The organism is Mesorhizobium sp. BR1-1-13 (genome assembly GCF_020165515.1).
Lineage (GTDB): Bacteria > Pseudomonadota > Alphaproteobacteria > Rhizobiales > Rhizobiaceae > Mesorhizobium.
This window is the reverse complement of record NZ_JAIUIH010000007.1, coordinates 155,167-170,082: the sequence shown is the minus strand read 5'-3', so window position 1 is coordinate 170,082 and position 14,916 is coordinate 155,167. Positions and strand designations below refer to the sequence as shown.

The following is a 14,916-nucleotide window of genomic DNA, read 5'->3' as shown; positions in this document are numbered from 1 at the left end:
GCATCCAAATGCGTTCGAACGATGACACCGGGCAGACTGTTGGCTGCTTGGCTGAAGCGTCTTGGGTTCTCCTAATTCTGTTCTGTAAGCTGCGCGCTCGCGGTAGGCAAGAAGTAGTCAGCTCCAACTCAGCTACGCCGGGCGCTAAGCCGACGGCCGCAAGCGGGAATTCCGGTCGACTGGTCGTTGCCGCCGGTTCGCTTTTTCTTGACTTTGTCGGGAACTAAAAATCGCGCGATGGCATTTTAGATAGTTAAGCCAAGTAGATGGACGGGGGAATGACTCAGCGCAACGCCGACACCGGGAACGAAGATCGTTATCGCGTTCTCGTCGAAGCCGTCACCGATTACGCAATCTATATGCTGGACCCATCCGGAATCGTGAACAGCTGGAACGCAGGCGCCGAGCGGTTCAAAGGCTATTCGTCCAACCAGATCATCGGTCAGCATTTCTCTCGCTTTTATACGGAGGAGGATCGGGAAAGCGGACTGCCCGCCCGGGCTCTGGAAATATCAGCCCGCGAGGGCAAGTTTGAGAGCGAAGGTTGGCGGGTTCGCCGCGACGGGACTCGTTTCTGGGCTCATGTCGTCATCGATCCAATCCGCGACCCTAGCGGCCAATTGACCGGCTTTGCCAAAGTCACCCGCGATCTTACCGAGCGGAAGAAGGCAGAGGATGAACTCCGCAAAAGCCAGGAGCAGTTTCAACGTCTGGTTCAGGGCGTGACGGACTACGCGATCTATATGCTCGACCCTGAAGGAATAGTCGCAAGCTGGAACTCGGGCGCAGAGCGCATCAAGGGTTACTCCGCAGATGAGATAATCGGCAAGCACTTTTCGCAATTTTATACGCCGGAAGATCGCGAGCGTGGCGGTCCGCAAACAGCGCTGGAAACCGCTGCACGCGAAGGACGCGTTGAGAGGGAAGGCTGGCGGGTGCGCAAGGACGGCACCCGCTTCTGGTCCCACGTGGTCATCGACGCAATTCGGGACGAAGACGGGACGCTTTTGGGTTTTGCGAAGATCACCCGTGACATCACCGAACGGAAGAAGGCGCAAGAAGCATTGGATCAGGCGCGTGAAGCCCTTTTTCATTCGCAAAAGATGGATGCGATCGGCAAGCTGACGGGCGGCGTCGCGCACGACTTCAACAATCTGCTGATGGCCGTCCTGGGCAGCCTCGAGTTGCTTCGCAAGCGGCTACCCGACGATCCTCAGCTGTCGCGTCTTCTCGATAATGCCGTGCTCGGCGCCCAACGGGGCGCGTCGTTGACGCAGCGCATGTTGGCTTTTGCCCGGCGGCAGCAACTCGATCCGAAACCTATCGATCTTGTTGGACTGATAATGGGAATGCAGGAGTTGTTGGAGCGATCGCTAGGTTCCCGGGCTATTATAGAGACGAAGTTTCCGCTTTCACTCAACCGGGTCATGGCCGATGAGAGCCAGATTGAACTCGCACTGCTTAATCTGTGCGTCAACGCCAGGGACGCCATGGCGGACGGTGGGACGATCTTAATCTCCGCCAGGGAAGAACACATCAACAAAAGCCAAAAAGCTGGTTTGGCACGAGGCCACTATGTCTGCCTTTCGGTAGCCGACGGCGGCGAGGGAATGGACGAAGAAACGCTTGCTCGCGCGACGGAGCCGTTTTTCACCACCAAAGGCGTTGGCAAGGGGACAGGCCTTGGTCTGTCGATGGTGCATGGCATGATGGAACAGATAGGCGGATGCCTGGCCCTTCAGAGTCGCAAGGGAGAAGGGACGACGGCGGAACTGTGGCTGCCGGTGGCGACAGCGGCGTCAGACCTTGCGCGCGAGCAGATCGTCCTCAGGGAGGAAACTATTGAGGCGACACCCCTGCGAATTCTGGCGGTGGATGACGATGCCCTGGTGCTCTTGAACACCGCTGCGATGCTCGAGGAACTCGGGCATACGGTTGCGGAGGCGCATTCAGCGGCCGCAGCGCTCGACCTGCTAAAAGAGCAGCCGTTCGATCTCGTCATTACCGACCACGCAATGCCGAAGATGACAGGCCTACAGCTATTCGATGCAATCAAGGAAAAGTGGCCGGATATTCCTGTCATTATAGCGACCGGCTACGCTGAACTGCCAGGCGCTCGGGAGATGAAGATTCTCAACAAGCCGTTTACAGAACACGATCTGGCAAGCGCGATAGCATCGAGTGGCAGCGCCGTTAAGCCAGCCGCCGCATCGTCCAATAGCTAATAGGAGCCAGTCCAATCGGGAACACCATCTGGCCGCGCCGGAAGCTTAAGGTGACAACCGGCTTCCCAGCCTCCTTCTTCGCCCAATAGCCGCGGGCGGACAGGGCACTTTAAGCCGGCCACAGACCGGCGGTTCATCGATCTCACCCCTCCCGCCGCCTGCGGGTGGTGAAGGCCCGCAGGCGGCAACCCACTTTGGCCTCGAAACGATGCAAAGTCATAAGACAAGCGGTTCAGCGTTTGACTGAATCGGCTGGGATTCCGGCGGGAGCGATTTTGTGATTCAATCTGCGCTCAAAGGCTTTCAAAGGCGATGACGGCCCCTCCCCCCGCAAAGAAGTCATTGGACCCAGATATCGCGCTGGTGCGCGACGGCCTGTTCATGACCTAACACGGAGGTTCGTGGCATGAGACCCAGAGCGTGGTCTCACAAATTTTTGCCGTAAAATCAAACGGTTATGGGGAAAAGCCGATGGTACCGTTGGCTGGGATCGAACCAGCGACCTCCGGATCCACAATCCGGCGCTCTAACCATCTGAGCTACAACGGCACGTCTGACCTGAGTAGTAGGACCGAGGTGGAAGGTTCACTCGGCGATCCGCTCTGTCGTTCGGCGATGCGTCCATACGGGCTAATGGATCTTAATTCAAGAGCTTTGCGAGGCAAAGGTCGGTTCCTCGCAGCGGCGCGCTTTCGGCAGGCAAAGAAAAAGGCCGGCGGGAGGAGGTGCCGGCCTTTTCCTGTTACGAGCCAGCGGGAGGAGGTGCTGGCTGGTCACCCCGGAGGCGGAGGGAGGAGGTTCCGCCGACCGGGTATTCGTTGATGGCTGCCATCATACACACGATCATTTCAAAGAAAATGCGACCTTTTGTTACATCTTCCGATCATGCGCGAATATTAGGCAGCCTTGATGTCTTTCATCGCTTTCTCAAAAACGGTCTTGATCGGCTTGGAGACGTCCTCTGCCGCCTTGGAGGCGACAGTCTGGAATTCCTTGGCCTGCTCGACGGTCATTTCGACGCGCTTGCGCAGGAAGGCGGTCTGCAGCTCGACGACTTCCGACAGCGACTTGGCGCCGATCAGGGCCTCGATATGCGAAAAGCCGGCTTCGGCATTGGCGCGCAGCGCGGCAATGGTCTTGAGCGACAGGTCGCTGGAAACAGTTTTGGCGGACTCATAGGTGGACTCCAGGGCCTTCTGGGTCTCCTCGGCGCCAGTCTTGAGCTTGGCGTAGGCCTCCTTCGACTGCTCGACGCCCTTCTCGGCGAAAGCGCGGATCTGGTCGGTGGCCTTGGAAGCGTCAAAGCTCGGAAATTCAACGTTTTCGATGGTCTCGGCAGTCTTGGTCCTGGACATTTTCCATCCTTTTCAGCGGTAGCGGCTTTGACGGAAAGCCGTCTCGTTCATGTATGATGGTAATATAAAGGCAATTTTTGTGCATTGCAATATCTTTGTTGCACTGCACCATAGATTCCATCTCGGCCGTTAACCAAGAGCCGAAATTCAGGCCTATGCACGTTCTGGCTTCTGGACCTTCGCGCCGACGGCTTTTATTAACAAAGCGTTAACTGCAAAAATGCCCGCTGCATGAGGATTTCGCCAGCGCATGCCGTCCGAATATTCCTTTCTCGACGTTGCCGTGCTCGACGCGGTCCGCCAGCGCTTCGCCGCCGGCGACGCGATCGCGATCCTGTCGGCGAATCTGGAGCAGGTGATCTGGGCCAATGGACCGGGTGCCGCGGTGTTCGGCTATCCCGACATCGAAAGCATCATCGGCGCCGAGGCACGGCTGCCGCTGATCGCCCGCCGCCAGATCATGGCAACCAGTGGATTTCCCGATATCGGCAGCGACCGAAGCATCACGGTCAGGCTGGCGACCGGCATGACCAGCCGCGCCATCGGCTTCCTCGCAAGCGCAGTGACGCTGCCCGACGGCGAGAACGCCATCATGCTGGCGGTGCCGGCGGCCCAGACCGGCTCGCGCAGTGCAGCCGAAATCGCCGGCAGGGCCATCAGCGGCTTCACGGAAGATGGCCATTTCATCGCCTTCATCGACGCCAGCGGCAATGTCGAAGCGGCATCGGAGAGCTTTTCGCAGCTCGGCATCGAGCCCGCGACGCTGGCCGCGCTGGTGGCCGACGTCGCGAATGAGGGCGACCGCATCGTCAAGCGGCTGGTTCCGGGCGGCGGCACATCCTATCCGGCGGGTCTCGCCCGACTGACGCCTGAGCGGCATTTGCTGGTGGTGATCGACGAGAACAGGCTCGACGACGGTGCGCTGGCGGAGGGGACTCCAGCGGCCGAGCGTTCCGAAGGACGTGACCGCTCCCAGGCCGTCGCCAAGGATATCTCGGAACCGGAGGCACAAGCCGCAGCCGAAGCGGCCGTGCAGGAACCGGCGGCGGCAGAACCCGGACATCCGGCGGCAAACGGTACGCGGGCACAGCAGGACCATTGGTATTTCAATGCCGGCGAGGACCGGAGGCATGCGCCTGGTCCAGCCGCGCCGGACGCCGAAGCTGCACCTTCGCCAGCTGCCGCCGAAGGTCCAGCCGAGAACGCGAAGCACGATGTCCAGCCTCTACCTGCCCCGGCAGCCCCGGCCCCCAGGGTCGTGGATCGTACGGCGGCGCCGATGCGTTTCGTCTGGCGCACCGACGCCGAGGGCAGGTTCAGCGCGCTGTCGCCGGAATTCGCCGACGTCGTCGGCAAGCCGGCAGCGGACGTCATCGGCCGGCGCTTCAGGGACGTCGCGGCGGCCTTCGGCCTCGATGCGTCCGGCGAGATCGCCGGTCTCCTGGAGCGGCGCGACACCTGGTCCGGCCGTTCCGTGCTGTGGCCGGTCGTCGGCACGGACCTGAAGATCCCTGTCGACCTGGCGGCGTTGCCGGTCTATGGCCGCAGCCGTGCCTTCGAGGGCTTCCGCGGTTTCGGCGTCGCCCGCGCCGGCGACGCCGTCGTCGATCCGGAAGCGATCGGCATGGCGCTGGTGCCCAACGGCGAGGCGCCTCCGGCGCCAGAACCAGTCGAACCCGCACCTGAGGCGCCGAAGGCCGAGGAGCTGAAGCCATCGGATCCGTTCCGGGGCGAGGTGCCGGCGCTGACCATCGTGCCGAAGCCTGAACGGCGCTTTGCCGACAAAGTGATCCGCCTGGCCGAACATCGCCAGCCGGCCAACGACAAGGGTCTGTCGACCCTGGAACGCAGCGCCTTCCGCGAGATTGGTGAGCGGCTGAAGAAAGAAAGCAGCCCGGCCGAGCCGGAGGTCGAAAGGCCGGGTCCGGACAATGCCGGGCAACCGGAGGCGGCAACGCCGGCGGCGCCGATCGAGGAACCAGCGGACGCCCGCAAAAACCTTGCGCCAAAGGACGAAGCCGCACCGGCCGAGCCCTCCGAAACCGATGTCGATGCCGAGGACGCAGAGGATCTCGCCCGGCTTGATGGCGAACGGCCGGACAAAACGGCTGATGAGGAGCCTGCCGACAGGGTAGCCGGGGTGACGGGTTCGCTGCTCGACTATGCCGAGCGGAGCGGGGAACCAGCGCCGATCGCCGACAACAATGACGAGACCCCGGTTTCCGAACCGGCGGCGGCGCAGACGGAACGGGAGAGCGAAGAGCCCGTCGCCGGCGCGAATGATGACATTGCCGACGACGAGAGCATGACATCAGCCGATTTTCGCGATGCCGAGGACAGTGAGGACTGGGTCGAGGACGAGGACGCGTGCGCATCCGATGAGCAGGCCGCAACCGCCGAGGGTGCCGCCGGCACCAGCGACGCGGTGGAGGCTCCGGTCGAGCGGCCACGCCTCAAAGTGCCTCCGCTCAAGCTCGAAGGGTTCGTGCCGTCGGCCTTTGCGGTCGGAGACGAGAGCAAGGCTCCCGACACCTCGCTCCTGAGTAAGCTGCCCGTGCCGCTGCTCATCCATTCCGGGGATGAACTTCATTACGCCAACGAGGAATTTCTCGTCCTGACAGGCTATGAAACGCTCGATGAACTGGCGGACGCCGGCGGGCTGGGCACGCTGTTTGCCGATCCTTATGGCGATGACGGCGCCGCCGAGGGCACCGACCGGGCGTTGCGGCTGAAGACGCATGGCGGGCAGGAATTTCCAATCGAGGCTATCCTGCGCTCGGTTCCGTGGCGCGACGGCAAGGCGCTGATGCTGGTGGTGCGCCGTTCAGGCGACGATGAGGCACCGGCGGCACTGCATGCGGCCGGCGACGAGCAGACGCAGCCCGATATTTCCGAGCTCAAGGCGCGCATCGCCGAGATGCGCACCATCATCGACACCGCCACCGACGGCGTCGTGCTGATCGGCCGTGACGGCGCGATCCGCTCGATAAGCCGTCCAGCCGAGGCGTTGTTCGGCTTCGACAGCGACGACGTGACCGGCAAGCCGTTCGCCTCGCTGTTTGCTATCGAAAGCCAGCGCGCGGCGCGCGATTATCTCGATGGCCTGTCCGAGCCCGGCGTGGCGAGCGTCCTGAACGACGGCCGCGAAGTCATCGGCCGCGAGGCGCAGGGCCGCTTCATTCCCCTGTTCATGACCATCGGCCGGCTTCCCAACGACAGCGGCTTTTGCGCGGTGGTGCGCGACATCACACAGTGGAAGCGGGCCGAAGAGGACCTGACCCAGGCGCGTGCGGTGGCCGAGCGCGCCTCCTCGCAAAAGACGGATTTCCTCGCCCGCATCAGCCACGAGATCCGTACGCCGCTCAATGCCATCATCGGCTTTTCCGAACTGATGGTGGACGAGAAATTCGGGCCAGTGGCCAATGACCGCTACCGCGATTACCTGCGCGATATCAACCGATCGGGCAATCATGTGCTCGATCTCGTCAACGACCTTCTCGACATCTCCAAGATCGAGGCGGGCCAGCAGGAAATGGCCTATGAAGCGGTGTCGCTCAACGACACGCTGGCCGAGACGGTGGCTATGATGCAGCCGCAGGCCAACCGCGAGCGCGTCATCATCCGCTCCAGCTTCGCGTCGCGGCTGCCGGAAGTGGTGGCGGACCTGCGCAGCGTGCGTCAGATCGCCCTCAACATCCTGTCGAACGCCATCCGCTACACCCAGGCCGGCGGCCAGGTAATCGTCTCGACCGCCTATGAGACCTCAGGCGATGTCGTCATGCGCGTGCGCGACACCGGCATCGGCATGAGCCAAGCCGAGATCGAGCAGGCGTTGAAGCCGTTCAAACAGATCAATGCATTGAAACGGGGGCGCGGCGACGGCACCGGTCTCGGCCTGCCGTTGACCAAGGCGATGGTTGAAGCGAACCGCGCCCGCTTTATCATCACCTCGACGCCTGGCGAAGGAACCCTGGTCGAGATCGCTTTCCCGTCGACGCGCGTGCTTGCGGAATAGGCAAGCTCCCGTCCGTCCAGCCGCCTGAAAAAGAAAAGGCGCCCAACAGGACGCCTTGAAAGATGGGATTTGCTGTCACAACGGGGGCTTGAGCGAATTCAGATCCTCCGGGGGCTGAGGAACGGGATTTCTCCCTCAAGTTACGTGCGACTATCGACGCCGGGCCTTAACAAGTCCTTACCGGGTCCCGAAAAAATTTACGAATGTGTACCACTCGTGAAATCTAGGTAAATTCGCGCGGCAGATTTGATTAACCATGCCGGGCGGGGCGGTCACTCGGCCAATTGCGGCAGGTTTCTGAACAGCTCAAGCGCCTCGGGATTGGCGAGCGCTTCCTTGTTCTTGATGGCGCGGCCATGCACGACATCGCGCACCGCAAGCTCGGTGATCTTGCCCGATTTGGTGCGCGGAATGTCTGACACGGCGACGATCCTGGCCGGCACGTGGCGCGGGCTGGCGCCGGCGCGGATTTTCGCCCGGATGCGCTTCTCCAGATCCTCGTCGAGCTGAACGCCGGAGGCCAGCCGCACGAACAGCACCACACGCACGTCATTGTCGAAATCCTGGCCGATACAGAGCGCCTCCAGGATTTCCGGCATCTGCTCGACCTGATTGTAGATCTCCGCCGTGCCGATGCGCACCCCACCCGGATTGAGCGTCGCGTCGGAGCGGCCGTGGATGATCATGCCGCCATGAGCGGTCCACTCGGCGAAGTCGCCATGGCACCAGACATTGTCGAAGCGCTCGAAATAGGCGGCCCGGTATTTCTTGCCCTCGGGGTCGTTCCAGAAGCCGATCGGCATTGCCGGGAAGGCCTTGGTGCAGACCAGTTCGCCTTTCTCCTGCCTGACCGGCTTGCCGTCGTCGTCCCAGACGTCGACGGCAAGACCGAGGCCTGGTCCCTGGATCTCCCCGGTCCATACCGGTTCAATCGGTACGCCGAGGACGAAGCAGGAAACGATGTCGGTGCCGCCGGAGACCGATGCCAGATGCACGTCCTTCTTAATGCCGTCGTAGACGAAGCGGAAATCCTCGGGCGAGAGCGGCGAACCGGTCGAGGAGATGGCGCGCACGGTGGACAGGTCATGGCTGCGGATCGGCTTGAGGCCGGCCTTGCGCACCGAATCGATGAACTTCGCCGAGGTGCCGAAGAAGGTCATCTTCTCGGCGTCGGCGAAATCGAACAGCGCATTGCCGTCGGGGTAGAAGGGCGAGCCGTCATAGAGCAGCAGCGTCGCGCCCGAAGCGAGGCCCGACACCAGCCAGTTCCACATCATCCAGCCGCAGGTGGTGAAGTAGAAGAAGCGGTCGCCGTCGAGCAGGCCTGCGTGCAGGCGATGTTCCTTGAGGTGCTGGATCAGCGTTCCGCCGGCCGAATGGACGATGCATTTGGGGATACCGGTCGTTCCGGACGAGAACAGGATGTAGAGCGGGTGCGAAAACGGCAGCCGCTCGAAGGCGACCTGCCTGACGGCGAAGGGCGACAGCGCCTCTTCCATCGCCACGGCCTTGTCGATCGTATCGGCGACATCGGCCGAGGTGCCGAGGTAGTCGACGACCACCACCTTGCGGACGGTGCCCAGCTTTGCGGCCACCGCGCGGACCTTGTCGGCGACCTCGATGGCCTTGCCGTTGTACCAATAGCCGTCGGGCGCGATGAAGACGACGGGTTCGATCTGCCCGAACCGGTCGAGCACCCCCTGTTCGCCGAAATCGGGGGAGCAGGACGACCACACCGCGCCGATAGAGGCGGTCGCGAGCATGGCGGCGACCGTTTCCGGCATGTTGGGCATCATCGCAGCGATACGGTCGCCCTTCTTGACCTTGAGCGACAGAAAGAGCTGCTGGAAGCGCGAGGTGAGCGCATGCAATTCGTTCCAGGACAGCCGGCGCTCGACCTTGTCCTCGCCGCGAAACACGATCGCTTCTCCGGCTCCGGTCTTCCTCAGGAGGTTCTCGGCGAAATTCAGCGTCGCGTCGGGAAAGAAGGCCGCTCCCGGCATCTTCTCGCCATCGACAAGCACACGCTCGCTTCCGGCGCTGCCCTTGTCGCCGACGATGCCGCAAAAATCCCAGACCACGCTCCAGAACGCCTCGCGGTCCGCCACGGACCAACGGTGGAGGTCGGCATAGGAGGTCAGAGGCATACCGCTCTTTGCAGCGGCGGCCTTCATGAAGGCGGTCAGCGGCGCAGCGTCAATCTGGTCCTGCGCCGGGGTCCAGAGCGGTACTTCGGCAGCCATGATGGGTCCTCCCAGGATCGCCACCGCTTATGCATATTGCGCCGCAGCAGAGCAAGATTTTGTTCGGCCGAGGCGTCCAGATGTGCGCAAATGCCATCGCCGGGCCATAAAGACTTGAAATGCCTCGACCCTAAGTCGTAGTGACGACTGGAAGTCGTGGTGACGACCGGGTTTACACCCGCCGGGCGATTTTTGTCGGAACGAAAGCATACGGGGCGATATGCCATCATCTTTGATCCGACGCGGAACATGGGCGATCGGCGCTGCCGTGATCGTCATCGCGCTGGTGATCGCCGCCCTGCCGCTGATCGCTTCGACGCGTATCGTGCGCGATCGCATCGCCTGGGAATTGAGTGCCTGGAGCGGTTTCCGGGTCGCCATCGAAGGCTCGCCGCGCATCGAGGTCTGGCCGAACTTCCGGGCGATCCTGACGGATGTGACGCTTTCGAAGTGGACCGACGTCGACGCACCGCCGGTCGTCGAGGCCGAACGGGTCGAGGTCGACCTCTCGGCCATGGCGGCGCTGCGCGGCGACGTGGTGTTTTCCACGGCGCGGCTGGTGCGGCCGACGATCAGGGTCCAGCGCACGGCGAGCGGCCTGTTCCTGCCCACCGCTCCGACCGGCGGCCGCATCGCACGCGCCATCGACGTGGCGCGCGGCGTGGTCGGTGCGGACCCCGCCAAGCCCGATCTTGACAAGCTACCGGCCGAGACTTTCGGCACGGTGGAGTTCAGGGACGGCCGCATGGTGGCGTCCGTCAACGGCAAGGACGAAGAGGTGCTGAGCAGCCTGAGCGGCCAGGCGACATGGGCGGCTATGAACAGCAATGCGACGCTCTCGGCGACCGGCATCTGGCGCGGCGAAAGCGTCGCCGTGGACGCCGCATCGCCGAAGCCGCTGGTGTTGTTTGCCGGCGGCATGGCGCCGCTCACCTTGTCGTTCAAGGCCGCGCCCGCCACCTTCTCTTTCGACGGCACGGCCAGCATGTCCGAAAACGCCTATTTCGATGGCCAGGCCAAGTTTTCAGCGCCCTCGCTGCGGCGTGTGCTTGAATGGTCGCAGGCCGATATCGCGCCGGGCGCCGCGATCGGCTCCGTCAGCATTTCGAGCAAGGTGACGGCGACGGCCGCGCGCGTCAAATTCGAAAACACCGCGCTTGCCCTCGACAACAATCCGGGAATGGGTGCGCTGGATCTGTCGTTTGGCGACGCACAGCCGGTGATCTCCGGCACGCTCGCCTTCGACACGCTCGACCTGAGGTCGTTCCTGTCCGCCTTCACGCCGCTCGGACCGGCAAGCGGGGCAGGTCCAAACGAAGTCGACACGAATTTCGCCGACCGGATCAATCTCGACCTCAGGCTGTCGGCGGCGCACGCCACGGCCGGCTCCATCCAGCTTGCCGACGTCGCCGCCACCGCGCAGGTCAAGGATGGCCTGTCCGTTTTCGACATTTCCGATGCCTCGGCCTTCGGCGGCAACATCCAGAGCAGCCTTCGTTTCGACCGCAAGCCCGAGGGCAGCCAGGTCGAGATTCGGCTGCTGGCTTCCGATATCGATGGCGGCGCTTTCGGCACGGCGGCCGGGATGACGCGGCTGGTGCCGGTCGGCACGGGGACCGTGTCCGTCATCCTCAAAGGCCCGGGCAGGACCTGGGATTCGATCTTTGAAACCGCCGACGGCTCGGTTTCGGCGACCTTCGGGCCAGGCGCGCTCAGCAAGTTCAACCTGCCGGCCTTTCTCAAGCATACCGAACAGGGCGGCTTCTTCGCGCTCGATGACGTCTCGGACGGAACACTGCCGATCGATGGCGCCGAACTGAAGGCTACCATCTCAAAAGGCGTGGCGAGGCTGGACAAGGCCGAAGCCAATTCGGCCAAATACAAGATCTGGCTTTCCGGCATCGCCTCCTATGCCGGACGCGGGCTGGCGCTGTCCGGCGGCGTGATTCAGCCGGACCAGGCGGCCGCGCAGGCAAATGGCCAGCAAGGTCCCAACCAGTCGTCCTTCTTCGTCGGCGGGACATGGAGCACACCGTTCATTTCGCCGATCAATCGCGGCGTTTCGGGCGAATAAGCAGCCTTTCGGCCTTTTTGTTCGAGCATGGTCTTGTCCGAGAACCGGGGCCCACTCTTTGGGATCGTGCTCAGCCGCGTTGGGCGGCCTGTTCGTCGCGCTGGCGCTGGACCTCGCGACGCTTGTTGGCAAGCGAAGCGACGATGACGCCGACCGCCACGACCGCGATCAGAATGGTGCAGGCGGCGTTGATCTCCGGCGTCACGCCGAGACGAACCTGGCTGTAGATCTTCATCGGCAGCGTGGTCGCACCCGGCCCAGAGGTGAAGCTGGCGATGACCAGGTCGTCGAGCGAGAGCGTGAAGGCAAGCATCCACCCCGACACGATCGCGGGCAGGATGACGGGCAGCGTGATCTGGAAGAATGTCTTGACCGGCGGCGCGCCGAGATCCATCGCCGCCTCCTCGAGCGAGCGGTCGAAGGATACGAGGCGCGACTGCACGACGACGGCGACGAAGCACATCGTCAAGGTGGTGTGTGCGAGTGTGACGGTGAGAAAGCCCCGGTCGAGGCCGACAGCGACGAAGAGCAACAGCAGCGACAGGCCGGTGATGACTTCGGGCATGACCAAAGGCGCGAACACCATGCCGGAGAACAGCACCCTGCCCCGGAAACGCGTGTAGCGTGTCAGCGTCAGCGCCGCCAGCGTGCCGAGCACAGTCGCCGCCGTGGCCGAAATGACGCCGACGCGCGCCGTGACCCAGGTGGCGTCCATGAGGCCCTGGTTGTGGAACAGCGACACGTACCATTTGGTCGAAAAGCCGCCCCAGACGGTGACCAGCTTGGATTCGTTGAAGGAGAACACGATGAGCAGCACGATCGGCAGATAGAGGAAGGCGAAACCGAGCACGATCGAGGTGATGTTGAAGCGGCTCCAGCTGCTGTTCATTTGTCCTGCTCCTGCGCCTTCGCCTGGGCCTGCTGGAAGATCATGATCGGGACCGTCAGCAACAGCAGCAGGATGACGGCGACGGCGGAAGAGACCGGCCAGTCGCGATTGGCGAAGAACTCGTTCCACAACGTCTTGCCGATCATCAGCGTCTGCGACCCGCCAAGCAGATCGGGGATGACGAATTCGCCGACCGCCGGAATGAACACCAGCAGGCAACCGGCGATGACGCCGGGCAATGACAGCGGGAACGTGATCTTCCAGAACGCGCTGGTCGGCGGACAGCCAAGGTCTTTGGCCGCCTCGATCAGCGAATAATCCATTTTTTCCAGCGACGAATAGAGCGGCAGCACCATGAACGGCAGGTAGGAGTAGACGATGCCAATGAAAATCGCCGTATAGGTGTTGAGGATGACCAGCGGCTGGTTGATCAGGTGCAGCGACAGGAGCAACTGATTGAGCAGCCCCTCGGGCTTCAGGATGCCGATCCAGGCATAGACCCGGATCAGGAACGAGGTCCAGAACGGCAGGATGACCAGCATCAGCAAGGTCGGGCGGATCGTCGCCGGCGCGCGGGCCATGCCGTAGGCTATGGGATAGCCGACGACCAGCGTCAGCACGGTCGAGATCGCCGCGATGATCAGGCTGGTGACATAGGCGTTGAAATAGAGCGCGTCCTGCGTCAGCCAGGCATAGTTATCGAAGTTGAGATCGCGAAAGCCCGCGAAGAAGCCGGAGACGCCATCGCTGAAATCAAGCACCGGCGTATAGGGCGGCATGGCGATCGCCGTCTGCGACAACGAGATCTTGAAGACGATGATGAAGGGGACGAGGAAGAAGAACAGCAGCCAGAGATAGGGAATGAAGATGACGAGACGGTTGACGAAGCCGGCGCCCAGCCGCGCCAGCAACGGTTTGGCCGCGGCCGGTAGGGCGGCGTCGGTGGCGGCGATGTCGGACATGTCAGCCCCCTACCGCGTCAGCACGACGCCGGCATCCGGCCGAAAAGAGACCCAGGCGCGGTCGTTCCAGGTAAGCGGGTCTTCGGTGATGCGCGCCGCGTTCAAGGCGCTTGCCCGCACGAGCTGCCCGTCGTCCAGCCGGACGTGGTAGACGGTCATGTCGCCGAGATAGGCGATGTCGTAGACCTCGCCCTCCAGCGCATTGACGCCGTCGGCCGGCTTCTTGGACGACACCTTGATCTTCTCCGGCCTGATCGCGAAGACGATATCGGCGCCCGCGGCGGCGGCGTTGCCGGCATTCTCGACGAGGATCTGGGCGCCGGTCGCTCCGGTGATGCGCGCCGTCTTGTCCGTCCGTTCGGCAACCTTGCCTTCGAACATGTTCACGTTACCGACGAAATGCGCGACGAAGCGCGACGCCGGGGCCTCGTAGACTTCCGCCGGCGTCGCGACCTGCATGACCTCGCCCTTGTCCATGATGGCGATGCGGTCGGCCATGGTCATGGCCTCTTCCTGGTCGTGGGTGACGACGACGAAGGTGAGGCCGAGTTCCTGCTGAAGATCCATCAGTTCGAACTGCGTCTCCTCGCGCAGCTTCTTGTCTAGCGCGCCGAGCGGTTCGTCGAGCAGCAGCACCTTCGGCCGCTTGGCGACCGAGCGGGCGAGCGCGACACGCTGGCGCTGGCCGCCGGAGAGCTGGTGCGGCTTGCGCTTGGCGAATTGCTCGAGCTTGACCAGCTTGAGCATCTCGGCGACGCGCTTTTCGACGTCTGGCTTGGCCATGCCTTCCTGCTTGAGGCCGAAGGCGATGTTGTTCTCCACCGTCATATGCGGGAACAGGGCATAGGACTGGAACATCATGTTGACCGGCCGGCGATAAGGCGGGATGCCGCGCAGATCCTGGCCGTCGAGCAGGATGCGGCCTGATGTCGGCTCCTCGAAGCCGGCGAGCATCCTGAGCAGCGTCGATTTTCCGCAACCGGAGGCGCCGAGCAGGGCGAAGAACTCGCGCTCGAATATGGTCAGCGAGAGGTTGTTGACGGCGGTGAAGTCGCCGAACTTCTTGGAGACATTATCGAACTGGATGTATGGCTTGGCGTTCGGATCGTTCCAAGGCGCGAAATCCCTGCGGATGCTGCCAAGCGATTTCATG

The 14,916-nt window shown here is 62.8% G+C and carries 8 protein-coding genes and 1 tRNA gene; 3 read left to right on the top strand and 6 right to left on the bottom strand.

Annotated features, from left to right (window positions below; translation table 11 throughout):
- Window positions 1–278 precede the first annotated feature (278 nt).
- Complete coding sequence (locus tag LB533_RS17980; RefSeq protein WP_224677858.1) at window positions 279–2,225, top strand: PAS domain-containing sensor histidine kinase; 1,947 nt, start codon at window positions 279–281, stop codon at window positions 2,223–2,225.
- A gap of 472 nt (window positions 2,226–2,697) precedes the next feature.
- Here the strand turns inward: LB533_RS17980 and LB533_RS17975 are convergent.
- Window positions 2,698–2,774: transfer RNA gene (locus LB533_RS17975), tRNA-His, on the bottom strand.
- Window positions 2,775–3,121: 347 nt separating this feature from the next.
- The gene (locus tag LB533_RS17970; protein WP_224677857.1) at window positions 3,122–3,580 is read right to left on the bottom strand and encodes a phasin; all 459 of its coding nucleotides are present in this window, start codon (window positions 3,578–3,580) and stop codon (window positions 3,122–3,124) included.
- 250 nt (window positions 3,581–3,830) lie between these two features.
- Between LB533_RS17970 and LB533_RS17965 the strand changes: the two genes are divergently transcribed.
- Window positions 3,831–7,595 carry a PAS domain S-box protein gene (locus tag LB533_RS17965; protein ID WP_224677856.1) on the top strand — a complete coding sequence of 1,255 codons (3,765 nt, stop codon included), beginning with the start codon at window positions 3,831–3,833 and terminating at the stop codon, window positions 7,593–7,595.
- A gap of 272 nt (window positions 7,596–7,867) precedes the next feature.
- Here LB533_RS17965 and LB533_RS17960 read toward each other — a convergent pair whose 3' ends face one another.
- Window positions 7,868–9,838 carry an acetoacetate--CoA ligase gene (locus tag LB533_RS17960; RefSeq protein WP_224677855.1) on the bottom strand — a complete coding sequence of 657 codons (1,971 nt, stop codon included), beginning with the start codon at window positions 9,836–9,838 and terminating at the stop codon, window positions 7,868–7,870.
- Between the two features lie 220 nt (window positions 9,839–10,058).
- Between LB533_RS17960 and LB533_RS17955 the strand changes: the two genes are divergently transcribed.
- On the top strand, window positions 10,059–11,912 hold the full coding sequence (locus LB533_RS17955; RefSeq protein ID WP_224677854.1) for an AsmA-like C-terminal region-containing protein: 1,854 nt from the start codon (window positions 10,059–10,061) through the stop codon (window positions 11,910–11,912).
- Between the two features lie 70 nt (window positions 11,913–11,982).
- Here LB533_RS17955 and LB533_RS17950 read toward each other — a convergent pair whose 3' ends face one another.
- The 3 genes from LB533_RS17950 to LB533_RS17940 are packed head-to-tail and all read right to left on the bottom strand — an operon-like array spanning window position 11,983 to window position 14,915.
- On the bottom strand, window positions 11,983–12,801 hold the full coding sequence (locus LB533_RS17950; RefSeq protein WP_140513402.1) for an ABC transporter permease subunit: 819 nt from the start codon (window positions 12,799–12,801) through the stop codon (window positions 11,983–11,985).
- Window positions 12,798–13,763, bottom strand: a complete 966-nt coding sequence (locus LB533_RS17945; RefSeq protein WP_224677853.1) for an ABC transporter permease subunit — start codon at window positions 13,761–13,763, stop codon at window positions 12,798–12,800. Before LB533_RS17945 ends, LB533_RS17950 begins: the two co-directional genes overlap by 4 nt.
- A 9-nt stretch (window positions 13,764–13,772) precedes the next feature.
- Window positions 13,773–14,915, bottom strand: a complete 1,143-nt coding sequence (locus LB533_RS17940) for an ABC transporter ATP-binding protein (protein WP_140552857.1) — start codon at window positions 14,913–14,915, stop codon at window positions 13,773–13,775.
- Window position 14,916 lies beyond the last annotated feature (1 nt).